At 61.5% G+C, this 22,518-nt stretch carries 27 protein-coding genes and 1 tRNA gene; 13 read left to right on the top strand and 15 right to left on the bottom strand.

Annotated elements, in window-relative coordinates; all coding sequences use genetic code 11:
• Positions 1 to 264 precede the first annotated feature (264 nt).
• Entirely contained in the window at positions 265 to 984 is a 720-nt protein-coding gene (locus QT222_RS20845) for a fumarylacetoacetate hydrolase family protein (RefSeq protein ID WP_491478256.1), read from the top strand.
• A gap of 29 nt (positions 985 to 1,013) precedes the next feature.
• On the opposite strand, the gene QT222_RS20840 is transcribed toward QT222_RS20845, so the two are convergent.
• Positions 1,014 to 1,232: a DUF8015 family protein gene (locus QT222_RS20840; RefSeq protein ID WP_004059701.1), complete on the bottom strand. Its 219-nt coding sequence runs from the start codon at positions 1,230 to 1,232 to the stop codon at positions 1,014 to 1,016.
• A gap of 140 nt (positions 1,233 to 1,372) precedes the next feature.
• Here QT222_RS20840 and QT222_RS20835 point away from each other — a divergent pair, with 140 nt between their 5' ends.
• Positions 1,373 to 1,981: a translation initiation factor IF-2 subunit beta gene (locus QT222_RS20835; protein WP_004059700.1), complete on the top strand. Its 609-nt coding sequence runs from the start codon at positions 1,373 to 1,375 to the stop codon at positions 1,979 to 1,981.
• A 164-nt stretch (positions 1,982 to 2,145) separates the two neighbouring features.
• On the opposite strand, the gene QT222_RS20830 is transcribed toward QT222_RS20835, so the two are convergent.
• The gene (locus tag QT222_RS20830) at positions 2,146 to 2,352 is read right to left on the bottom strand and encodes a hypothetical protein (protein ID WP_004059699.1); all 207 of its coding nucleotides are present in this window, start codon (positions 2,350 to 2,352) and stop codon (positions 2,146 to 2,148) included.
• A gap of 364 nt (positions 2,353 to 2,716) precedes the next feature.
• On the opposite strand from QT222_RS20830, the gene QT222_RS20825 reads away from it, so the two are divergent.
• Positions 2,717 to 3,145, top strand: a complete 429-nt coding sequence (locus tag QT222_RS20825; protein WP_491478255.1) for a universal stress protein — start codon at positions 2,717 to 2,719, stop codon at positions 3,143 to 3,145.
• Between the two features lie 111 nt (positions 3,146 to 3,256).
• Here the strand turns inward: QT222_RS20825 and QT222_RS20820 are convergent, their stop codons facing one another.
• The 6 genes from QT222_RS20820 to QT222_RS20795 all read right to left on the bottom strand — a co-directional run bounded on the left by QT222_RS20820 (position 3,257) and on the right by QT222_RS20795 (position 6,961).
• On the bottom strand, positions 3,257 to 3,529 hold the full coding sequence (locus tag QT222_RS20820; protein ID WP_004059697.1) for a hypothetical protein: 273 nt from the start codon (positions 3,527 to 3,529) through the stop codon (positions 3,257 to 3,259).
• A 196-nt stretch (positions 3,530 to 3,725) separates the two neighbouring features.
• Entirely contained in the window at positions 3,726 to 4,148 is a 423-nt protein-coding gene (gene msrB, locus QT222_RS20815) for a peptide-methionine (R)-S-oxide reductase MsrB (protein ID WP_004059696.1), read from the bottom strand.
• Between the two features lie 118 nt (positions 4,149 to 4,266).
• The gene (locus tag QT222_RS20810) at positions 4,267 to 4,683 is read right to left on the bottom strand and encodes a DUF8057 family protein (protein WP_004059695.1); all 417 of its coding nucleotides are present in this window, start codon (positions 4,681 to 4,683) and stop codon (positions 4,267 to 4,269) included.
• Between the two features lie 8 nt (positions 4,684 to 4,691).
• Positions 4,692 to 5,396 carry an RAD55 family ATPase gene (locus QT222_RS20805; RefSeq protein WP_004059694.1) on the bottom strand — a complete coding sequence of 235 codons (705 nt, stop codon included), beginning with the start codon at positions 5,394 to 5,396 and terminating at the stop codon, positions 4,692 to 4,694.
• A 90-nt stretch (positions 5,397 to 5,486) separates the two neighbouring features.
• A complete protein-coding gene (locus QT222_RS20800; protein WP_491478254.1) occupies positions 5,487 to 6,263 on the bottom strand; it encodes an aldo/keto reductase in 777 nt (258 codons plus the stop codon).
• Positions 6,260 to 6,961 carry an HAD family hydrolase gene (locus QT222_RS20795; protein WP_004059692.1) on the bottom strand — a complete coding sequence of 234 codons (702 nt, stop codon included), beginning with the start codon at positions 6,959 to 6,961 and terminating at the stop codon, positions 6,260 to 6,262. Before QT222_RS20795 ends, QT222_RS20800 begins: the two co-directional genes overlap by 4 nt.
• Positions 6,962 to 7,114: 153 nt before the next feature.
• Between QT222_RS20795 and QT222_RS20790 the strand changes: the two genes are divergently transcribed.
• The 3 genes from QT222_RS20790 to QT222_RS20780 all read left to right on the top strand — a co-directional run bounded on the left by QT222_RS20790 (position 7,115) and on the right by QT222_RS20780 (position 9,710).
• On the top strand, positions 7,115 to 8,149 hold the full coding sequence (locus tag QT222_RS20790; RefSeq protein ID WP_491478253.1) for an NAD(P)/FAD-dependent oxidoreductase: 1,035 nt from the start codon (positions 7,115 to 7,117) through the stop codon (positions 8,147 to 8,149).
• An 11-nt stretch (positions 8,150 to 8,160) separates the two neighbouring features.
• A complete protein-coding gene (locus QT222_RS20785) occupies positions 8,161 to 8,490 on the top strand; it encodes a DUF3784 domain-containing protein (protein WP_014732472.1) in 330 nt (109 codons plus the stop codon).
• A gap of 350 nt (positions 8,491 to 8,840) precedes the next feature.
• The gene (locus QT222_RS20780) at positions 8,841 to 9,710 is read left to right on the top strand and encodes a CehA/McbA family metallohydrolase (RefSeq protein ID WP_004059689.1); all 870 of its coding nucleotides are present in this window, start codon (positions 8,841 to 8,843) and stop codon (positions 9,708 to 9,710) included.
• A 107-nt stretch (positions 9,711 to 9,817) separates the two neighbouring features.
• Here the strand turns inward: QT222_RS20780 and ahbB are convergent, their stop codons facing one another.
• Positions 9,818 to 10,861: a siroheme decarboxylase subunit beta gene (ahbB, locus tag QT222_RS20775; RefSeq protein ID WP_004059688.1), complete on the bottom strand. Its 1,044-nt coding sequence runs from the start codon at positions 10,859 to 10,861 to the stop codon at positions 9,818 to 9,820.
• A 108-nt stretch (positions 10,862 to 10,969) separates the two neighbouring features.
• On the opposite strand from ahbB, the gene QT222_RS20770 reads away from it, so the two are divergent.
• Positions 10,970 to 12,037 (top strand): anthranilate phosphoribosyltransferase, encoded by a 1,068-nt coding sequence (locus QT222_RS20770; RefSeq protein WP_004059687.1) that lies wholly within the window; start codon positions 10,970 to 10,972, stop codon positions 12,035 to 12,037.
• Positions 12,038 to 12,175: 138 nt separating this feature from the next.
• On the opposite strand, the gene QT222_RS20765 is transcribed toward QT222_RS20770, so the two are convergent.
• The 3 genes from QT222_RS20765 to QT222_RS20755 form a co-directional block, all read right to left on the bottom strand.
• Positions 12,176 to 13,057: a mechanosensitive ion channel family protein gene (locus QT222_RS20765; RefSeq protein WP_491478252.1), complete on the bottom strand. Its 882-nt coding sequence runs from the start codon at positions 13,055 to 13,057 to the stop codon at positions 12,176 to 12,178.
• 168 nt (positions 13,058 to 13,225) lie between these two features.
• Positions 13,226 to 14,254, bottom strand: a complete 1,029-nt coding sequence (locus tag QT222_RS20760) for a succinylglutamate desuccinylase/aspartoacylase family protein (RefSeq protein WP_491478251.1) — start codon at positions 14,252 to 14,254, stop codon at positions 13,226 to 13,228.
• Between the two features lie 107 nt (positions 14,255 to 14,361).
• Positions 14,362 to 15,339, bottom strand: coding sequence for a bile acid:sodium symporter family protein (locus tag QT222_RS20755; protein ID WP_004059684.1), 978 nt, complete (start codon positions 15,337 to 15,339; stop codon positions 14,362 to 14,364).
• A gap of 129 nt (positions 15,340 to 15,468) precedes the next feature.
• On the opposite strand from QT222_RS20755, the gene QT222_RS20750 reads away from it, so the two are divergent.
• Entirely contained in the window at positions 15,469 to 15,987 is a 519-nt protein-coding gene (locus QT222_RS20750; protein WP_004059683.1) for a peptidylprolyl isomerase, read from the top strand.
• A gap of 14 nt (positions 15,988 to 16,001) precedes the next feature.
• Here QT222_RS20750 and QT222_RS20745 read toward each other — a convergent pair whose 3' ends face one another.
• Entirely contained in the window at positions 16,002 to 16,124 is a 123-nt protein-coding gene (locus QT222_RS20745) for a hypothetical protein (RefSeq protein WP_491478250.1), read from the bottom strand.
• A 134-nt stretch (positions 16,125 to 16,258) separates the two neighbouring features.
• Here QT222_RS20745 and QT222_RS20740 point away from each other — a divergent pair, with 134 nt between their 5' ends.
• The 5 genes from QT222_RS20740 (at position 16,259) to QT222_RS20720 (ending at position 21,176) form a co-directional block, all read left to right on the top strand.
• Positions 16,259 to 16,603 carry a ferredoxin gene (locus QT222_RS20740; RefSeq protein ID WP_004059681.1) on the top strand — a complete coding sequence of 115 codons (345 nt, stop codon included), beginning with the start codon at positions 16,259 to 16,261 and terminating at the stop codon, positions 16,601 to 16,603.
• 41 nt (positions 16,604 to 16,644) lie between these two features.
• Positions 16,645 to 16,729: transfer RNA gene (locus QT222_RS20735), tRNA-Leu, on the top strand.
• A gap of 743 nt (positions 16,730 to 17,472) precedes the next feature.
• Positions 17,473 to 17,652 carry a DUF8015 family protein gene (locus tag QT222_RS20730; protein WP_049917490.1) on the top strand — a complete coding sequence of 60 codons (180 nt, stop codon included), beginning with the start codon at positions 17,473 to 17,475 and terminating at the stop codon, positions 17,650 to 17,652.
• Positions 17,653 to 17,761: 109 nt separating this feature from the next.
• Positions 17,762 to 20,332, top strand: a complete 2,571-nt coding sequence (locus tag QT222_RS20725) for a methyl-accepting chemotaxis protein (protein ID WP_491478249.1) — start codon at positions 17,762 to 17,764, stop codon at positions 20,330 to 20,332.
• A gap of 343 nt (positions 20,333 to 20,675) precedes the next feature.
• Entirely contained in the window at positions 20,676 to 21,176 is a 501-nt protein-coding gene (locus QT222_RS20720; protein WP_004059679.1) for a DUF5813 family protein, read from the top strand.
• A gap of 197 nt (positions 21,177 to 21,373) precedes the next feature.
• On the opposite strand, the gene QT222_RS20715 is transcribed toward QT222_RS20720, so the two are convergent.
• Together QT222_RS20715 and QT222_RS20710 are read right to left on the bottom strand one after the other, a co-directional pair.
• Positions 21,374 to 21,610 carry an Lrp/AsnC ligand binding domain-containing protein gene (locus tag QT222_RS20715; protein WP_004059678.1) on the bottom strand — a complete coding sequence of 79 codons (237 nt, stop codon included), beginning with the start codon at positions 21,608 to 21,610 and terminating at the stop codon, positions 21,374 to 21,376.
• A gap of 2 nt (positions 21,611 to 21,612) precedes the next feature.
• A complete protein-coding gene (locus tag QT222_RS20710; RefSeq protein WP_004059677.1) occupies positions 21,613 to 22,296 on the bottom strand; it encodes a potassium channel family protein in 684 nt (227 codons plus the stop codon).
• Positions 22,297 to 22,518: the final 222 nt, after the last annotated feature.

Genomic DNA, 22,518 nt, shown 5'->3' with positions numbered 1-22,518 from the left:
GTCAACAACAGTTCAACGCTTCTCGAACCGAGCGCATCCACAACCTCGTCGACCGCGAAAACCAGTCGATACCGCGGATGCGCCGAGACGCACCCGCATCCGACTAAGCTATTCGTGTCCGACTAAGACACCAGAACCTGGCTAAGCACCCTGTACCCAGCCTCCGACAAAAGCGGGCTGCGCCATCGACTACCTCATCGCTACGTTGGAGACCACTTACAGAGACACGGCGCTTGAAGTAAGTGGCCAACGCACACACGGATGATGCGATTGGCACGGATTCGAACCGACGACGGAGTTCTGGCTGGGGAGTATGACGACGGCGTCGTCGCGGTGGGCACTGACCAGTACGAAGTTGGCGTCGACGCCGAGTTACTCGCCCCCTGTGGGCCATCGGCACTCTACTGTGTCGGGCGGAACTACGCGGCGACGGTCGACCAGATGGAGTACGAGATTCCAGACCAACCGGACTGGTTCATCAAACCACCCGTTTCGGTACTCGACCCCGGTGCGCTCATCGAGTATCCAGCATGGACCGAGGAACTGACCTACGCCGGTGAGTTGGCGGCCGTCATCGACTGTGAGTGCTCGAACGTGGACGAAGCCGACGTCCCGGATGTCGTCCGCGGCTACACGATTCTGAACGACCTCGATGCCCTCGACCAACCGGGTCGAACCGCACGGAAGGCCTTCGATGGCTCAGGGCCACTGGGACCGTGGATAGAGACTGCTGTCGACCCGTCGAACCTCGATATGACGACCCATGTCGGCGGCGAGTTACGACAGGAAGCAAACACCGAGCAGATGCTCTTTTCACCCGCCGAAGTCGTCTCGTTCCTCTCCGAACGCTACACCTTCCAACCGGGCGATGTCGTCTCGTTCGGAAGTCCAGCGAATCCCGGTCTAATCGAGCCCGGCGACGAAGTCGAAATCTGGTACGAAGGAATCGGGACGCTCACGAATCGCGTTGCCGAAAAAAGCTAATCGGAGCCGGCATGGGGTGCCACGCTCGCTCAATTCAACGCGTCAACCTCGTTCGTAAGGTCGGCCGCTTCGTCCACAGGGCCGTTGATGAACAGGCCGTGGCCCATCACGCCGGCAGCGAGGAAACTGAATACGACGAGAGAGGTCGTCAGCGCTATCGGAGTGAGATGACCCACGAGGACGCCGGCGGCGAGGCTCCCGAAGATACCGGCGAGGACGAGGTCGTAATATTGCAACGTATACCCCATGCGTGGTAATTATATGGCCAACACCGAAGGTGTATTGTTTGTTTACCATCCATTATTGGTGGGGAATAATGGGAATCGTGTCCCGGTTGCGGGAAGAACGGTCACGGAACGGCTATACGTCGCCAGACACTCGAAAGCCTATGGAGTATCAGACTGCGCTCGACCGAGCGCTCGACGTCCTTCCGGAACGAAACGTAGAACAGGAGCGTCTCACAGTCCCAGACCCCGCAGGTGAGACTGACGGCGCGTTCACGCGTCTCACCAACCTCGGCGAAATCGCGGACGCCCTGTCACGGACGCCCGCACACCTTCACAGTACCATCCAGCGTACCCTCGGTACCAGCGGACAACTGGAAGACGACCGCGCCCGCTACAGTGGTTCGTTTTCCATCAACGACTTCGAGGAAGCCATCGACGGCTACGTCGAAGAGTACGTCATCTGTTCGGAGTGTGGCCTTCCGGACACGCGTCTCGTGACCGAAGACGGCGTCGACATGCTTCGCTGTGAGGCCTGTGGTGCCTTCCGCCCGGTCCAGAAGAGCTCCAGCGTGAGCAAGAAACGCCAGCGCGAAGCCGTGGAAGAAGGTCGTACCTACGAGGTCGAAATTACCGGTACCGGCCGCAAAGGCGACGGTGTCGCCCAGCGCGGGAAGTACACTATCTTCGTTCCCGGCGCGCAGGAAGGACAGACCGTCCGTGTCTACATCAAGAACACGAGCGGTTCGCTCGCATTCGCACGACTCGCCTGAAGGCGTTTGGCTCTCATCTAATTTCGTGACTGCGAGACGCAGCCACGTTCGTGGCTGAGAACTGCAGCACAGTCTTATATTCTCTCGTCACGGCCGGGACACGCGACTGCGTAGCGACGGTACTGGAGGCGACAGTACCGAAGCGACGACGCGACGGGCGTGCGTTACTCGTCCTCGTCGCTCCCGCGGCACAACCCTCGAAGGCCGAGATAGAGGAACACGGCTCCTTCGACTCGCGTTGCGGTCGTCATCCACGACTTCGCCGTCATCTCGCTTCCGTCTTCGTAAGCAATGCGAGTGAGGACACGGACGAGTTGGTCGGGGAATAGCAATTCAACCAGACCGAACAGGACGAACAGTGCTCGAATCATACGAAAACGTAGGCGCGCAATCAGTGAAAAGCTGCTGTCGGTTCCCACGGTACGAGAGTAGTGGCGGGACGGCCTCGGTCACGATGCGGCTTCATGTCACAACCACGGTACGTCTTTGACGACAACTCCGGGGCGAACCACATCAGCACGCCTGCGAGGAGTTGATACTTCAGAAGTCCGAGTGAAGTCTTCGCACCCGAGAAACACGTGACTGAACAGACAAGGCTGTGTGGAAATCAGAGACGAGTGCAACAACAGTGAGAGTGGTTCTACGTGATTTTCGCAACCCCGTTGCCAACCAGAAGTTCCCACCGAGCGGGAACTGGCAAATAGAGTGATAGGCTTCCAGCCTAACATCCAATCGATGTACGATACTATCCTCGTGCCAATCGACGGAAGCGACTCGATGATGCCGGTCGTCGAAGACGCTGCGGCCCTCGCTGCCGAGCGTGATGCCTCCGTCTACCTTCTCTACGTCCTCGACAAACGAGCCTTCCTGACGCTTGCCGATGACCGACTTGACGAAGTGTACGAGGAACTCGAAGCACAGGGCGAGGCCGCCCTCGAAGCGGCCGCAGAAATCATGGCAGAACACGGTGTCGACGCCGAGACCATGCTCCGCCGCGGCGACCCGGCAAACGAGATTCTCTCGTTCGCCGGTGAAATCGATTCGGACCTCATCTCGATGGGAACCCACGCCCGGTTCGAAGACAACATCCTCGGAAGTGTCTCGCGCTCGGTCGTCACTGAGTCGGACATCCCCGTGCTCACGACCCCAATCGAGGCACGCTGACTGCGACTCGGTTCGATGGCTCTCACGCTCAACTGACGTAACGGTAGTTCCCCGCAACTGAGAGAGCGCCGGTCCACCACCGGCGTCTCGGACTGCTTATCGAAGCACGTGCTACAGGCGAAGGAACAACAGGACCAGTCCGTACAGCGTCGATGGCACACCGAGGAGCAGGAGTCCGACGCTTATTACAATCGCTTGGCCGTTTACCCCCGGAATCGACCCGGCCGCGGCGATATACATGCCGGAGAGTCCTGATAGGATGTCGAACGTAAGAACGAGAACAGCGGCACAGAACGCGGCTGCTCCGGAGAAAATGAGTACGAACGAGGTGAACGACGGTTTCTGTCGTGGGGAATGGTGGTGAGTGGAGTAACCACGGGACATATCCCAGAGTACGACACTAACCAAGTTTGTTACATGTCGACTAGCGGCAAATTCTCGTCGTTAGAAGGGTCCTACTGCGCTGAAACGGGGTTTGGTTGAGGACATACCGTCACCGGACTCACCGGGCTGTGTTTGTGACTGAAGTCGACGCCACCAACGTCACTCCGACTGCACGGTGTCGTTGCTGTCTGTCCGACTACGCGTCGTCGCCGTCTCCGTCCGCATCTTCGTCCGGTTCGAAGTCGAGCGCGACCGAGTTGATACAGAACCGTTTGCCCGTCGGTTCCGGGCCGTCGTCGAAGACGTGTCCGAGGTGGCCATCACAGGTCGAACAGACGACTTCGGTGCGGTCCATGCCGTGGCTCCGGTCGCGTCGGAGTTCGATGTTCGAATCCTCGGCGGCGTAGAAACTCGGCCACCCACAGTGGGAGTCGTACTTCGTGTCCGACGTGAACAACTCGGTTCCGCATCCAGTACACCGATAGATGCCGTCGTCGCTGCGGTCGACGTGTTCGCCAGAGAATCGCGGTTCGGTTCCCTGCTCACGGAGGACGCGATACGCCTCGTCAGAGAGTCGTTCGCGCCACTCGGACTCTGAGAGACTGAAATTGTTGCTCATACGGGTTCAAAAGTACTCTGAGCGGAAAGGCACGTCGGCTATTCGAGTCAGAAACGGTAACGTCGGCTATTCGAGTCAGAAACGGTATCGGCTAGCCGCACACGGAAGAAATCGTCACCTATTCGCGCCGGAGGAACTCGGGCAGTCGAAGCTGAGAGAAGTCATCAGTCCCGGCGTCGAGCACGTCAATTCGGTCGACAGCCTTCGGGATGCCCTGTTTATCCGTGGGCTTTTGCATCGACACGTCGGCACGTCCTGTCGTCGATGGGGTAGCGTTCTCGTCGACGAGGGCCTCCCACACGTCCTGTTTCGAGTCATATTCGCCCTTGTTGCGAGCAACGCGCTGTTTTCCCTCCTCGAATGCGAGTTGGAGAACGCTACGACCGTACGCAGTCCCCGCCTGTCGGCGAATGCGTTCAAATTCCCCTCGGTTCGGGTAGCCGAGAGCGCTGGAGACACCGAGTGCGTACATCCGGCGGATGGCCTCTTCGTCCGAAATCGTCCGCCAATCCGTCCCATAGACCCGTTCGTACATAATTCTCCTCAGAGGTCGACCTTCGAGCGTGGGTTGACCACAAGCCCGTTGTCGGTGAAGTTGAGCGACCGGATGTCGCAATCGATGTTCGTCCCGCGCATCTTGATGACCTGGATACCACGAGTCATCCCCGTCGCTTCGAGATAGTTGTGGAAGAACACGACGCCGTGGGCCAGGAAGTGTTCGTCGGAGTACGACGACGGGTCGGTCATCTCCGAAATGAGGAGTGTCGTCGCGTCACCCTGCTTGAGCGCCGTGAGGAACCGCGTCATCTCCTCGGACCCGTTGGCGAAGAACAGACGGAGAAGCATCGTCGAGTCGATGACGAGACGGTCGACCTGTCGGGAGTTGACGAAGGCGACAATCTTGTCGGTGAGACTCTGGACACTCGACGCACTGCCGCCTTGGGAGAACTGGTTGAGGATGTGTTTGCCCTTCGGACTCACGAGGTTGATAAACCGGAACCCCTCCGAACTCGCGAGCGCCTCGAACCCGAAGTCGAAACTTGACATATCGTTGATTAGTTCGTCTTCGGTCTCGTGCATGGTGATGTACATACACTTCTCACCGTTTCGAAGTCCTTCGGCGATAAACTGTGCCGTAAACGTCGTCTTTCCACTCCCTGGCGGTCCGCTCAACACATACAGGCGTCGCGGAAGGAAGCCACCCTGGATGAGTTCGTCGAACCCGCTTACCCCACTCGGAATCCGCATGTTCGGACACTCCGTGCGTCCTATTATAATCGTTCCGGGACTGGTCTCAAAATTGAGACTTCGTAGGCGCCGATTCCCCCGGGTAACAAGTCATTCCGGAAACAGTTCGACTTCGGCTTCGATGCTATCGATGGCGGCGACATCGGTCTCGTCGAGTTCCAGTTCGACCGCCTCCAAGTTCGTTCGGAGATGGCGCTCGCTCGACGCCTTCGGAATGGAGCACAGACCCTTCGCGGCCAGCCACGCGAGACTCACGGTTTCGGGGGTCGTGTCGTGTTTCTCCGCGACATCGACGACCTCGTCTACCTCGCGGACGCGCCCGCCAGCGAGCGGCGAGTAGGCGACCACATCGTAATCGTGTTCTTCGGCGTGGTCGAGGAGTTCAGGGCGCTGGAACAGCGGATGATACTCCGTCTGGTGGGCGACAAGCGGCGCGTCGAGTAGGTCGACCGCCTCGTCCAGTTCGGAGACGGTGAAGTTGCTGACACCGACAGCGCGGGCGAGACTGTCGTCGACGAGTTCGTCGAACGCGGAAAGCGTCGATTCGGGGTCGTACGTCTCGATTGGTCGGTGGACGTACAGCAAGTCCACGTAGTCCGTCCCCAGTCGGTCGAGACTCTCGCGGGTCGTCCGAAGCACGTCGTCGTACGCGAGGCTGTCGGCCCAGACTTTGGTCGCGAGAAATACGTGCTCCCGCGGGACCTCGGCGGCCGCGATGGCGTCGCCGACGACGGCTTCGTTCTCGTAAATCTGGGCGGTGTCGATGTGACGGTAGCCCATCTCCAGCGCCGTCGTCACGGCGGCGGCTTCCTCGGGCGTGTCGAGACCCATCGTTCCGAGTCCGATTCGGGGGATAGAGCGGCTCATTGTGTCGTCTCTTCGTCGGTAAGGCTGGGGCCACCCGCAACTGGGACGCCGTCGATATCGAGTAGGTCGTCGAGACCGCCAATCTCGTGTGTCGGGTCGGGCGATGGTGTGTGGTCAGCACGGTGGCCGCGGCGGATGAACGCCGAGTCGACACCTGCGGCCCGGGCCGCGACGATGTCGCTGTCGCTGTCACCGACGAAAAGCGGCGAGTTGACGCCGAGGTCCGACATCGCGCGTTCGATGTAGTACGGTTCGGGCTTCTTCCGGTGCAGACTCGTCATCGACGGTTCGCGGCCGTAAGCAGTCCCGAACAGGTCGGTCGCATCGAGGTGGTCGAGCACGTAGTCGATGGTCGCCTGTTGGTTGCTGGAGACGATTCCCATCGGGGCGTCGATACGCCGGATGGCGTCGAAGTCGTCGTATGGCACTTTTCGCCCGTCGTTGACGGCCTCTTTCTGGGCGGCCGAGGCGATTTCGTCGCGGACGCGAAACAGCGTTTCGGGGTCGAGGTCGTACGCGCCAGCGACGGCGTGTACGTCGGCGGGCGTGACGTGGATGACCATCCGCTCGACGTGGTCTGGGTCGGGGTCCGTGACGCCGAGTTCGTCGAATGCATCCCACGTCGCATCGTGGAGGAGCGAAAGGTCGACGAGCGTGGTCAACACGCCGTCGTGGTCAAAGATGACCGAGTCGTACATACACGCTGTCCGTCGTCGGGAACTGAATCGTTTTCGTCTCCGGACATCGGCTTTCCACAGTGATTCCCCATCCCGCCGCGTTAGGAGCCTTTTAGCGCCTCGAAGTCCACAGGTTCAGACAATGCTGGCTGGACTCACACGCGAGGGGTCAACATGACTCGTGACGTGTGCATCGTCGGAGCGGGTGCCGCGGGGGCTGGCGCGGCGTACGCACTGCGCGATACGAATTCGAACGTGACAATTCTCGAAAAGAGCCGCGGAGTGTGCGGGCGCGCCGCGACCCGCCGAAAAAACGGCTGTCGGTACGACCACGGCGCGAACTACATCAAAAATCACGACCAGCGGACGACGCAACTCATCCGCGACCTTGGTGAAGACGGACTCGTCGACGTCGAAAAGCCCGTCTGGACGTTCGACGTCGACGGCGTCATCTCCACAGGCGATGCGCGCGACCAGTACAAGTGGTCGTGGACCGAGGGAATCACCCAACTGGCGAAGCGACTGCTCGCACAAACCGATGCGGCTGTCGAACGCGAGACACAAGTCGCCGCCATCGACCACAACCCGGACACCGGATACTGGTCTGTCGTCGACGCAACGGGAACACGGCGCGGGCCGTTCGACGTCGTCCTGTTGACGCCACCGGCCCCGCAGACGGCCGCAATCCTCACCGAAACAGGGTGGGGCAACCAGTGCATGGTCGGCCTCCGCGAGGCCATCGGAAGCGTCGAATACCGGACGATTCGAACGATTGTGCTCCACTACCCGTTCGAGCGCGAAGAACCGTGGTACGCGCTCGTCAACACCGACAAGGAACACGATATCGGCTGGGTCGCACGCGAGGAGTGCAAGGACGGCCACGTGCCCGATGGCGAGAGTCTCCTCGTCGTGCAACTGAGTCCCGAATGGTCGACAGAACACTACGATGACCCACTCTCAGAGGTAGCCCCCGATGTGGCAGACATGGTCGCGGCCCTCCTCGACGACGACCGACTCCGCGACCCTGACTGGGTCGATGACCAGGGCTGGCGGTATGCACTCCCTAACGGCGTTGCCAACCGCGAAATCATTCGCCGTGGGGAGTCAAATGGCCTGTACTTCGCGGGCGACTGGACGGTCGGCGAGGGACGGGTTCACGCCGCCCTCTGGAGCGGTATCGAAGCGGGCGAGCGAATCGCTAACGGCTGATGAGAACGAGTATGACAGTAGCCCTCGGCGAAACCACAATCGTCGTGGCGGTACTGATGCTCACGGGACTGGGTCTCTGTTATCTCGGCTATCGCATCCGGTATCTGAAGGACTATCATCTGATTGCCGGGTACCGGTCGGAGGAGGTCGCCGACGCGGACAGTCTCGCGCGACTGGTCGGCGGCGGGACGATTGTCATCGGTCTCGTCACACTCCTTTACGGGGCCGGAGCCATCGTGCTTCGAGCAGGCGACACCTACTGGCTCAGCTACACTGTCCTCGTACTCGTCTCTGCGGGCTACCTCTCGGTGCAGAGTCGGCAGTACGCGGCCGAGACGTGAGCAAAAGTTGGGCGTCATCTGCTTCAGGTTTCTTCGTGAAGTGAGCGGCCGCGCGGCCAGCGTCGTTCACTCGACCCTCCGCGTCGAACGTCGCGGCGAGGGTTTCGAGCCCGGCCGTGGATGCCATATGCAAACAATCGACAGAAGAATTCCTAAACGTTCGCTGAATTGAATTTATGTACGCATAGGGGACAGTTCGCGGATAGCAGAAACAATTCACGGATACGCGAGAGCATTCAAAACGGTGCTGTCCTCGAAGGCCAGACCCAACAGGATGTTGTCGTGTCGGATGGTACTAGCTAGCACACTTCTGGCATGTCTTTTTCGTTACCGAACTCTAACGAGTGAGTGTGTCCACGCTGACCGTTCGCATCGACCCTCACGTCCACTCGGAAGGTTCATACGACGCACACGACCCGGTCGAGCTTATCTTAGAGCAGGCCGCGGAGATTGGACTGGACGCCGTCGTCGTCACCGACCACGACGTTATCGACGAGTCCATCCGAGCGGCGCAACTCGCACCGATGTACGGTCTCGTCGGTATCCCCGGTGTGGAAGTTTCGACGGCTGACGGCCATCTTCTGGCCCTCGGCGTGGAGGAGCTACCCCCGCGCCGTCGACCGCTCGACGAGACCGCTCGTTGGGTTCGCGAGCGCGGTGGCGTCGCAATCGTTCCCCACCCGTTCCAGCGGAGTCGGCACGGCGTCCGACGCAAGCGACTCGGTCGGTACGACGACGCCGCTCGCGGCGACGCCTTCGACGCCATCGAGACGTACAACTCGTGGCTGTTCACCGGGTACAAGAACCGCCGCGCCCGCCGGTTCGCCAGAAAGCGTCAGTATCCCAGTGTTGCCGGAAGTGACGCCCACAACGTCGGATACGTCGGACGTGCCTACACGGAGATGGAGATTCCCGACGTGTCTCGGGCTTCGCTCACGGCCGACCACATTCTCGACGCCATCCGCGACGGTTCGACGCAGGTTCAGGGCCGCCGGACGCCGATTCCGACGAGTACGAAACACTACGCGGGTGCGGCGGGGCGCAAATCCGCGTACTACGCCAAACGGGGCGCGTTGGGAAGCGCCATTCTCGCCAAGAAAGGCGCATTTAAATCCGGGTACTACGCGAAAATCGGCGCGCTGAAAAGCGGGTCGCTCGCGAAGACCGGTGCCGTACAGGCCGCACGAATGCTCTACCGCGTTTCGCCGTTCTCGCAGTAATTCATCGTCCGATTGCTCCGTGGCACGACTACAACAACAGTGACCGGCAGGTCTGGCGGGAAGAAAGCGTCATGTTGGCCGGTATCTCACTCGTCCGGCCCGGTAGCTCACTCGTCCGAACTGACTAACGTTTCGTACTGCGCGCCGGTCTGTTTCAACTTCTCCGTCGAGTAGAGGCGTTCGTGGTCGAACGGCAGATACTCATCGGCGAGTTCGTCGATTTTCTCGTCCACTGCGTCGGGGTCGCGGCCGTGAATCATGGTGAATAGGCTGTACGGCCAGTCTTGGTCGGGTCGGCGCGGGCGGTGATAACAGAGCGTTACGTACGGGAGGCTTCCGACGAGTTCGCCGCGGTCGTCGAGTTCGTCGTCCGGCACGTCCCAGACGACCATGCAGTTGTTCCGAAAGCCGGTGACGATGTGGTTGACGACACAGCCGATACGCTTGATACAGCCGTCGGCGAGGAGGCGCTCGATGGCCGAAACGACCGCGTCGGTGTCGGCGTCGATGGCCTCGGCCACGTCGCGGTACGGTGTCTTCGATAGCGGGAAGCCGCCTTGAATCTCCACGAGCAGTCGGGCGTCGAGGTCCGAGAGGTTCCCCGTGGCGTTCTCGGAGATACGAGTCGCGCTCACCTCGGTCTCGTCGAGACTCTCGCGGGCGAAGCGGTCGTCGTTCATGATGGGGAACTCGAGGTCGATGTAGTAGTCGGTGAGCATCGGGAGGTTCAGCACCTCACACCCGGTTCGTTCCTCGATTTCGGTGAGGATGTGGTCGCGCGTCTCGCGGGACCCGGCGGTGACGACGAACCACATGTTCCACTCGTGGGCGCGGCGGTAGTTGTGGTTCACCTGCTGGTAGCCGTTGATTAGCTCGGCAATCTCGTCGAAGCGGTCGTCGGGTGCCGAGACGGCCGCGAGGGTCGAACTACCGATGACTGGCGGGTTGAGAACGGGACCGAAGCGACGGAAGATACCTTGCTCCCGGAGTCGCCGAACGCGGGCGAGGGCGTCGTCCTCGTCGATTCCTAACTCGTCGGCGACGACGCGGAAGGGGCGTTCTTCGACCGGGAATCCGCTTTGGTACCCGTCGATGAGTGCCGCGTCGACCTCGTCGAGACCGTCCCGCCAGCCATCCGACAACGCGCTCATTGGCCGGGGTTAGGAGTCAAGCGGCCTATCCCTTTCGGACCGCGAGACACCTCCCGAAAGCCGGGACCGAACAGGACGTTTTTTGCACACACAACCGAAGGTATGGGCATGGCAGCAGTCGACAGCGAGTTCGGTGAGTGGCCGCTGAAGCGTCTGATGACCGAGGTTGTCGGGACGGGCACGAAGTCCGCCGAGGACATGACCCGCGAGCAGGCGATGGAAGCGATGCGTCGCATCCTCGCCGACGAACCCGACCACACCACGCTCGGGGCGTTCTGGCTCGCCAACCGCTGGAAGCACAACAACGCCGAGGAACTCGCCGGGTTCACCGACGTGATGGCCGAACACGTCGAGTACGCCGAACCCGAAGTCGACCCCGTCGACTGTGGCGCGAACTACGACGGCAAGGGCAAGACGGCTATTCTCGGCGTCGCCGCTGGCATCACCGCCGCGGCCGCCGGCACACCTGTCGTCGTCCACTCCGGCGACCGCGTTCCGACACAGAAACAGGACGCCTACAAGCACGTCCTCGACGAACTCGGCGTTCGAACGGAACTCGACCCCGACGAGTCCGCCGACATGGTCGACGAGACCGGCTTCGGCTTCTACTACCAGCCGAAATTCAACCCCGCAATCCACGCGCTCTGGGAGCGCCGCGACAACATGGGCGTTCGGACCTTCGTCAACACCATCGAGACCATCGCCAACCCGGCGAACGCCTCGACGCACCTCGGGTCGTTCTACCACCTCGCGTTCGCCAAGAAGATGGTGAACACCTTCGAAGCGAGCGAACACCACGACCTCCACCGCGTCGTCATGTTCCAGGGGATGGAAGGCTACGACGACATCCGCCCCGGCTACACGAAGGTCGCAGAATGGACCGACGGCGAGTTCGACGACTTCGAAATCGAGACCGCCGACTACGGCATGGACTTCGAGTACGACGACCTCGGCGTCGACGAAGACGACGTTGCTGGTGACTCCGCGGAAATTACGGAAGCCGTGCTCTCCGGCGACCGCGAGGACCGCTTTGCCGACGCCGTCGCCCTCAACGCCGCACTCCGCATCTACGCCCGCGAAGACGCCGATTCCATCGACGAAGGGCTTGAGATGGCGCGCGAGGCCATCGACTCCGGCGCGGCCGCGGACGTGCTCGAAGACCTGCGCGCGTTCTAAGGTTCGACCACGTCGAACAGCGCGCCGAGCGATTTTTCAGGCGTCATTCCGGATGCGACGGTCGCATCGCGGTCGAACAAGCGGGTTCAGTCGGTGGATGCGCGTTCAGTCGCTCGGGTTCAGTCGGTGGATGCGCGTTCAGTCGCTCGTCGCCCCCGCACCCTCACCGACGTTCGTGACTTCGACGCCGCCCGAGAGTTCCGTGTTGGGGTACGGCATATCGATTCCTTCCGCGTCGAAGCGCTCCTTGACCGCCTCGACGAACTGCGCGCGCACCGCGCCGTAACTACGTTCGTCCGGGTCGATCCAGAGTCGACCCGAGAGGACGACCGCCGAGTCGCCCAGCTCCGTGACAGGGGCTGTCGGTTCGGGGTCGTCGAGGACGCCCTCGATGCGCGACCCTTCCTCGACGATGGCATCGCGTGCCTGCTCGATGTCGTCGTCGTACCCGATGCCGAATCCCACCGACACCCGACGCTGGTCGTTCGCCACGTTGTTGACCACTGCCGCGTTAGCGAGGTCGCTGTTCGGGACGGTGACCAGTTCGTTGTCGAACGTGTCCAGCCTCGTCACACGCAGTTGAATATCGCGGACTACACCGCTGTTTCCGTTCCACTCGATCCAGTCACCGACGGTGAACGGTTCGTCTTGGATGATGAACACGCCAGCGACGAAGTTGGCAATGAGGTCCTGTGCAGCGAACCCGACTGCGAGGGCGAGAGCACCACCCAACGTCGCAAACGCCGCGAGGACGACACCGAAGCCAGCGACTGTCGCGGCCAGCGCGACTGCGACGACGGCGGTGACGACGGTGGTGGTGCTCATTGCAAGCCCGATAATCGTCTCGTCGAAGTCGCGACGTCTGAGGCCTTCTTCCACCACCCGGGTCACGAAGGACTTTCCGAACAGATAGATGACGGCGAACACGACGACGAACAACACGACCGTCGTGACTGCACTGACGAGTTGCGGGACGTACTGCTGTGGGTCGAGCGCGAACCCCTGTTGAAGTAAGACCATATTCCTTCGACAATCATCCATGATTAAACATAATAGTGTGGTAGAATCGAGACGAACGAGGCGCGTCAACAGGTACAGGGCGAACTACAACGGTCGACTGCCGGTTCAATCGGTGCCACCTAGGCCCCGACAGTCCATCAGCTCGAAGGTTCCGACGGGCGCGTAGTCCTATATGTCAAGCTCGTCGTCGTCGTCCGCGAACGGGTCGTCTTCATCCAGGTCAGCGTCCAGTCCGTCGGCCAAGGGAAGCGCGACACCGACGAGCGTCGTTCCGGCCGTGACGGTGGCCTCGCGAGTAATGGAGTAAACGATGCCCGCCCGCTCGGCTTCGACCTCTTGGAGAACCGTGTACTCTGTCGGGTCGTACACCCAGCCGAGGTGGTCGCCGGGGCGGACCTCGTGGCCGAGTTCGACGTCCTCGCGGGCGACGAAGAGACCGGAGGTGGCTGCGCTGACGCGACCGAGGTGGTTCCGATAGGTTTGGCCGTTCCACGGTTCGACTGCGCCTGTGAGAATACCCAGACTGCGGCAGACGTTGAGCAGGCCTTCGACGCCGGCGACGATGGCCGATTCGACGAGTTGCTTGTTATGCGCGAGTTCCGGCGTAATCGAAGGGATATTGGCCGTTGTCGCTGCCACGCGGAGCTTCCCATCGAAGTTTCGCTTCGTCCATTCTTCTTCGGCATCTTCGCCGGCGGCTTCCGCGAGGAGGAGGTCGGCGCCGAACGCCTCTGCGAGTTCCCGCGACTCGTCGTCGTTCTGGCGGTAGACCGTGTGAGTGAGCATGTCGGGGCTTCCGGTGTGGAGGTCGACGATGGCGTCGGCCTCGCCCGCAAATTCCCAGAGCGTAGCGGCCATACGCTCGTGGAGAGTGCCTTCGGCATCCCCCGGCCAGACGCGGTTCATGTTCGAGTTGAGCGAATCGAGCGCCTCCGGGGTCGCATACGAGACGCGGTCGAACGTGAGCGGGTCGGCGACGGGAACCGCGACGACGCGGCCCGAAAGGTCAGCACGTTCGAGTTGACTGTGGAGCCGTCGGAGTACCTCGGTTCCGTTTATCTCGCGACCGTGTTGCGCAGCTTGCACGTAGAGCGTCGGCCCGTCGGTACCGTCATCGGGTTCGTAGGTATGAACCGTCGTTTGTACCGGGACGCCGGAAGGAAGGCGAGCGAGCGTCACGGTCTCCGCAGTGTGCATATTCGACGCATCGCGGGGGGATGTCTTGTAGTTAGGGGACGATACAACTCCGAGACGAGCGAATCCGACCGCAGCGAAATCTAGACTGTCGTCGCCGCCGACGAGATTTAGTCGTCTGCGGGTGACGTCCGAACGACCGCCTCTTCAGCGCGCGAGAAGTAACTCGCCAAGAGCGGCCCGGTGATGTTGTGCCAGACGCTGAAGAGCGCAGGTGGAAGTGCCGCCGCCGGGGAGAAAAACGAGAGCGCGAGCGCGGCCGCGAGACCGCTGTTTTGGAGTCCGACTTCGAAGGTCGTCGTTCGAACGCGGTCGTCCGACATGTCCGCGAGTCGTCCCGTGCCGTACCCTGTGCTGAGACCGATGGCGTTGTGGATGACGACGGCGGCGATGGCCGCCACGCCCGCACCGAGAATCGTGTCCACGTTGAGGCCGACGACGGCCGCGACGATAGCGACGATAGTCACGACCGACACGAGAGGGAACACGTCGAGTCCGACTTCGGCCACCTCGGGTGCGTATCTGTCGAGCGCGAGTCGGAGCGCGAACCCGAACACGACGGGGATGAAGACGATTTGAAGGATGTTCACGAAGAGGTCCACGAACCCGACCTGTAGCTGTTCGCCGGCGAGGAGGACGACCCACGCGGGCATGACGAGCGGCGCGGCTAGCGTAGTGACGGTCGTGATTGCGACCGAGAGGGCCACGTCGCCTTTTCCGAGATAGGCCATGACGTTTGACGCGGTGCCGCCGGGTGCCGCACCGACGAGGATGACACCGACGGCGACCGCCGGCGGAAGCGACAGGGCGACGGTGAGCGCGTAGGCGGCCACCGGCATGATGACCCACTGCGCGACAGCGCCGATGGCAACGTCCCGGGGACGCTCTGCAAGCCGCCGAAAGTCGACCGGTCGGAGCGTAAGCCCCATGCCGAGCATGATGACGCCGAGTAGCGGCGAGATGTACGGCGCAATCCACGTGAATGTGCCGGGGCGCACCAGCGCAGTGGCCGACGCGAGAAGTACAAGCCCGACGAAATAGGTGTTTGCGAGGTCCGACAGACGCCGAAGGGCTGACCGAGCAGTCACGCTCAGAAACCTCCATTCGTTTGATACATCATTTCACGAGAATCGGTAGCGAACGACAAATATGTTTATCGGTATGACATCACGGTTCGAGGCGGCACGGTTTTCACCCGTCCGCCCGACGGTGGTACCATGAGCGACAACCCAACGGCCACGCTCCACACCAACAAGGGCGACATCACGGTCGAACTCTTCGAAGACAAGGTCCCGAACACGGTCGAGAACTTCATCGGCCTCGCGACGGGCGAAAAGACGTGGGTCCACCCGGAGACCGACGAGACGATGGAGGGCGAACCGCTCTACGAGGACATTCTCTTCCATCGAATCATCAGCGACTTCATGATTCAGGGCGGCGACCCGACCGGAACCGGCCGCGGCGGCCCGGGTTACACCTTCGACGACGAGTTCCACTCGGACCTCAGCCACGACGGTCCCGGCGTCCTCTCGATGGCGAACCGCGGTCCCAACACGAACGGGTCGCAGTTCTTCATCACACTCGACGCACAGCCCCACCTCGACGGCAAGCACGCCGTCTTCGGGAAAGTTACCGACGGAATGGATGTCGTCGAAGACATCGGTTCGGTCCCGACCGACAGTAACGACAAGCCGGTGTCGGACGTCGTCCTCGAATCCGTCGACGTCGAGCAGTAAGCGAACACACTTGGTCACCGTCTGCTATAGTAGCGGTCGACCCACAGCGGTCGCCTGACCGTCGTCTCGCCGACGGCATCGTATTCGAACCAGACGGTGATGCCGAGTCCGTCGCATGTCTCGTAGGAGACCCGCATCGAACGGACGAACCCATTTCTTCGCCGACCGCAGTAGCCTCGTAGTCACGCGAGCGCGGGAAATCTCAAGGGAGGAATATCAGCCGCGCCCGACGACCGACAGCGCAAAGTCCGCTGAGTTGTAATCACCGCCGATGAGCGAGGAGTCCGACCGACCGAAGCCGAGCGACTTCGGCACCGACGAGAACGCCCCACCGGTCGAAGAAAAGCCCTACAAGATAATCTTCGAGGCGAACAAGTGCTTCGGGGCTGGCCGATGCGCAGAGGTCGCCGACAATTGGGTGATGGACCTCGAAACCAGTCTCGCCCGCGCGAAATCGTACTTTATCGGCGAAGACGAACTCGACGAGAACATCCGCGCGGCGGAGGTCTGCCCGGCGAAGAAGGACCGTGGCGTCATCCACATTATCGACCGTCGGACCGACGAGGAGATTTCGCCTGACCCTCACGGCGACGGGACCCTCTCGGTCGACTGGTAAAGCGAAAGCACTTTTCACCCCCTCGGTGAACGATAGACTGAGCGGGGGTGGCTGAGCTAGGCCAAAAGCGGCGGACTTAAGATCCGCTCCCGTAGGGGTTCGCGAGTTCAAATCTCGTCCCCCGCATTTTCATCTCCGAGCGACAGCGAGGCGTGAAAATCGAACGACGAATTTGAACTAAGGAGCGACGCGAGCGGAGCGAGTGGAGTTCAAACCTCGTCCCCCGCACTTGTGCCGAGGAACGAAGTGACGAGTGTCAAGTGCAGACAGAGAGATTGGAACGAGACGAGTCGCAGCGCCCGAGTGAAACGAGGGCGACCGTCTCGGCGTTGTTCAAACCTCGTCCCCCGCACTCGTTGCTTCGAACGTCAGTGAGAATAGTGATGCGTCCGGACTCACACCGAAGTTGGTGTTCACCGTGAACCCGCGCACGCAACCGTGAAAAAAACGGACCCGACCCAGCACCCACCACGTGCTTACGTCGGGATATCGATGCCGAGTTGGTCGAATAGTATCCCCATGCTCGCCGCGTCTTTGACTTCGGCGATGGTGCCGTCGTCGAATTCGTCGAGGTTGTTCTCGTCCACACCCACTCGAATTTCGTCTGGACCGTGTCCTGGTTCCCTCCGAGAGCCTTCCTGTCGGCATGTGTTCCGACTGGCGTCATCCCCCCACCACCCGGCGCAGTAGCTTGACGCCGTTGCCTACTACAACGAGGACGCTCATAGTTTCTTGTTACCATATAGCATTCAAAATCCGGCATGGCTGTGTGTGAGTACTGTTGGTTCACGCCTGCAACCGAGGTTGAGGCGAGTAGTCCCGCGCCCACAAATATTTTGACAGTTCCGATAATTACATCTAATTAGAACGTGCCTCCCAAGTCCCTCCCAAGTCGATTCGACGCCGCTCTCGCCGGAATGGCACTTTGCCTCGCTATCGGTGTCGGCATCGGTGTCACGTCGGGGTTGTCGATGCCTGTCGCCACGGGCGGCGGCGCCACCGGCGCTGCCGTGGTCGCACTCGGCGTGACCGTCAGCGAATTTATGTGAGTCTCCAGTTCGATAGCGACTGGTTTTACCGGCAGGCGTGTCGATAGTTATCACGCCTGATACTCGGCGGGTCAACGCTTTACGTTTCATCTCCATGCCAACGAGTATCATGAGACTCGCCACGCTGGTTCCGACGGTACTCAGGCGGAGTTACCTTCGGAAGTTTCTGCTCGTTCTCTTGGTCGTGGCCGGGGTGATGGGGGGATTCGGCCTCTACGTCTCGGACATGGTCGGACAAGAGGTCAGAGCGGACGCGCACGCCGAACTCGAGATGGTCGCCACGCTCGAAGCCGAAGAATTGTCGAGTTGGATGGACGGGTACACCCAGACCGCCCGGATGCTCTCGGAGTACGAGGACATCCGAACAGGCGACCCCGAGACGATAGACGAGGCACTCGAAACGGAGAAGGATAATCTCCCGTCGGAGGTGCTCGCCATCCACTACGTCAAGCCGTCGAACCGTAAAATCGTCCGAAGTACCGACGGGGTGATAGAGACGAAAAGCGTCTCCGACCTCGACGTATCGTGGACGACCGGTGCGCTGACCATGTACGACCCCGACGGTGTCGCCATCTCGGAAGTGTACCGCTACGGCGGTGGCGAACGACTCGCATTCCTCAGCCCCGTCGAAGGCCGCGACGGTGCCGTGATGGTCGTCGTGGACGCGACCGAACACGCAAAGACCCTGAGCGAACCCGTCGAAGGGTCTCGAACGCGGGTGGTCACCGCCGAACAGGTCATCGCCTTCGACAAGTACGGAAACAACGTGCTCACGAAGTACCGCGACGGAACCGAGACGCCCGCGCTCGACGCCGCACTCGATGGCAACGCGGGCGTGCTCGAACGAGCAGGAGAGAAAGGAACGCAAAACGAGGATTCTGTCGTCGCCTACGCGCCCGTCTCGGGGACGAGTTGGGCTGTTATTATCGAGGCACCGCCCCAGAACGCCTACGCGGTCGCGCAGTTCGTCGAACGGGACATTGCGATTCTCATCGGTGTCGCACTCGGCGGCCTCGCATTAGTCGGTCTCACCATCGGCCGCGGAACCGTCGTCTCGCTCCGTCGACTCCGGAAGCGCGCCGATACACTCGCTGGCGGCGACCTCGACGTTGACCTCACGACCCAGCGTGTCGACGAATTCGGGGTGCTGACCGAGGCGTTCGCGGAGATGCGAGACGGGTTGCGCGACCGCATTGAAGCCGCTGAAGCCGCCAGCCGTGACCTCGCGAACGCGGCGACGGACTACCAGAAGACGATGGACCGCGCCGCAACGGGCGACCTGACTGTCCGCACGACCGTCGAGCCCGACGACGAGGCGATGGCCGCCGTTGGCGAGGGAATCGACGCGATGCTCGCCGACCTCGAAGCGACCGTCGGGCAGGTTGCGACGTTCGCGGCCACGGTTGACGCCGCGGGCGAGCGCGTCACTGCCGGAACCGAAGAAGTGAGTTCGGCGTCCGAGCGTGTCGAGCAGGCGACCGCCGAAATTTCGGAAGGTGCGGCCGAACAAGCGTCGCTTCTCGACGAGGTATCCTCGGAGATGCAAGACCTCTCTGCGACAGTCCAAGAGGTCGCCGCCTCCGCCGACGAACTCGCTCAACTCACGAGTGATGCAACCAAGTACGGTGAAGCCGGCCGTGATGCGAGCGCCGCCGTCCACGAGGAGATGGCGAATATCGACGACCGAGGCGCGTCCGCGGCCGAAGGCGTCGAAACGCTCCGCGAGGAGGTCACAGAGATTGGCGAAGTGGTCGACCTCATCGAGGACATCGCCGACCAGACCAACCTGCTGGCGCTCAACGCCTCTATCGAAGCAGCTCGCGCGGGCGAGGCTGGCGAGGGGTTCGCGGTCGTCGCCGAAAGCGTGAAAGAACTCGCGGGGGAGACCGCCGAGGCGACGACCGAAATCGCCGACTCCATCGCGGCGGTCGAGACGGCCGCAGACGAGACGGTCGAAGAAGTCAGAGCCGCGCGCGAGCAAGTCTCACAAGGCTCCGAAACGGTCGAAGAAGGCGTCGAAGCAATCGACGAAGCGGTCGACCGACTCGACGAGGTTGACCACGGCGTGGCCGCGATAGACGAAGCGACTGCCACCCAAGCGTCGGCGGCGCAGTCGGTTGCAGTTCTCGCCGACGAAGCGGCCGAAATCGCCTCCGAGACGCAGACCGAGGCCGCGGATGTCGCCAATGCGGCGCACGACCAGAACGACGCCATGGTCGGCGTCGCCGGACAGATGCAGGAACTCTCGTCGACCACCGACGAACTGCGGTCGCTTGCCGACCGGTTCGAGGTGCGAGATGAGGCGACGGTCGGTGACGGCGCAGGCGAACGACCCGGCAGCAGTGACACTGACCAAGTAACCGGGGGTGACAACACGGGCGAAGTCGACGATATCGACGAGGTCGACGACGCGGAAGCGGGCGACGAACCGAATGAATTCGGTGAACCTAGTGAGTCCAGTGACCCTAGTGAGTCCGACGAGTCCAACGAACTCGACGAGCCTGACGACTCCGCTGAACCAGACAAACCAACTGGTCCCGACGAACCTGCTGAATCCGCTGAACCCGTCGACCCCGACGAACCCAACAAAAAATCGGTAGACGCGGAGGCCAGAGAGTCGATGTCGTCACCGACGATGGCAGACCTCGCAGCAGACGGCCCGGGCGCGGACGGCGAGTAAGCGTCGGCGACGGACGGTTTTTACGAGTACTTCGCGCCGACGCCGAGTCGAGAGTGCGGCCGCTCGCGCGCTGCGTTCGAGTCAGTACTCGGAAGCCGACGGCTCGTTGGTGTTGGTTCTTCAGAAAGGGATAGGCAGCCGCACGGGAGCGGCCCGCGCGGCAATTGCCGCCCTAGATTGGTCCCCGCTGACGCTTCGGCCCTCCAAAGCGAAGCGTCACCTGAAAGGAGTGCGGCAAGATACTTAAACGTGCCGCCATCGGGTTGATTCCGGCGTTGTCGGCCGATTCAGGGGGTGAATGCGACGCAATGGGCTTTTCTCTCGTCGGAACGTTCACCCTCCCATGAGCGAACACGAGATTCCCGGTCGGGTTCGTCGTGCGTTCGGCGACCATGGGTCGTTCGAACAGGCCGACGACGGGATGTTCGAGTCGGTGACGACGCCCTTCGACGGCACCGTCAGCGTCGCAACACGAGAGAACGGACACGTCGAATTCGATGTCGAGATTCGCGTGCCGATGCTCTCGGCTGTCGTGGCCGACGAAGTCGCCGAAATCGTCGAAGACGGCTGGTACGAGACGTTCGAACTCCGTCTGGAAGACGTTGACGGCGTCGTCGCTGGCGACCACGAACTCGACCCGGCCGTCCGGCGCGTCGCAGATGAGGCGGTCATCGAGGCGACGTTCTCCGACATTAACGAGCGACGCGGCGTTGACGACGCCGGCGCAGTCATCGACTACGTCGAAGGAACGTACGTCGAGGGAATCATCCCCGGCTACGAGTACACGGAACCGGTGACGAGTATCCTGCGCAGCGCACGCGACGCGGCCGGAACTGGATTCTGAGGCGTTGGGGTTTTCTGAGGTGCTGGAGGGCACTCTCAAGCATTAGTTACCGACCACTGCTGGCATTAGTTACCGACCACTTCTGAGCAGTCTTTCGAGAGCCACCGGAACGGTGGCGACACGGAAAGCGGTTCGAAGTGGGCCGATGAAAACGTGTGTCGACAGCCGAGTCGGGGGCGATAGCCGCCTGCGACCGCTCAGTCCATCGTGATGTACGTCTGAGTATCTTCGATGCCCTCGACGGACTGAATCCCACCGGCGATATCTTTCACGTCTGTCGGCGACTCTACATCGACCTTGACAATGAAGTCGACGTCGCCAGCGACGATGTGAGCACTCTCGATACCGTTGTCGACCGCGAGCAAGTCCTCTTTCAGTTGATCGATACCGTTCGTCAGGGCTGCAGCTTTGACCATGATGTAAGCGGTAACCATTATTATGCACCTCCTGCCGCGGCAGCAACTTCATCGCCGACGAGCAGTTGTCGCACCTCGTTGAGCACGTCGAAGTCGGCGAGAACGGCGACACGGTCTCCCGTTTCGAGGGAGTCGTCGGAAAGCGGAATCCCCATCGACTGACCCTTCTTGCCGAACGCAAGAAGCCGGGAATTCGCCGGGAGTGCCACCTCCTCGATACTGTATCCGTTCATTGGCGAACTCTCGGTCACCGTCACGAGAATGACCTGCAAGTGCTGTGCGATGTCCGCGATAGCGCGGATAGACCCGCCGAGCAAGGCATTCTTCGCACCGATTGCACCGAGGCGCTCGGGGTAGACGATTTCGTCCACCTCTCTGGCGTACTTCTGGTAGATTTCCTCGCGGTAATCCTCGTCGACGCGGAGGACCGTCCGACAATCGAAGTGCTTGGCGATCATACACGCCGCGAAGTTCACGTTGAGGTCAGCCGTGAGTGCGCCGAGTGCATCCGAATCCTCGATTCCCGCCTCGATGAGCACGTCTTCGCGGGCACCGTCGCCTTCGATAACCTCGAAGCCCACCTCTCGAGCCCGCTTGACGCGGTCTCGGTCTAGTTCGACCAAGACGATATCGTGGCCCTCCTCGCGAAGGACACGGGCAGTGCGCAAACCGACCCGTCCAGAACCAATGATAACGAACCGCATGGTAATACGGTATGTCGGCGGGAAAAAATAACCTTTCCCCCGTTTGGGTCAAGTTGGCGGCTTCGGCCGAAGCAAGGCTTTTGCCGCACGTGGTAGAATATATCCCGCCTGGTTTACGCGCTCATCCTGGTGAAGACCGGCGCTGGGGTAACCGAACCGGTGCTTGGGTCCATGCCCGACTTCGACCCGGGGGCCGCGGGACACACTGTCTCCGGGGCGGAC

This window comes from Haloferax sp. s1, from assembly GCF_058382125.1.
Note: the sequence above shows the minus strand (reverse complement) of the source record. Positions and strands in the feature narration are given on the sequence as shown.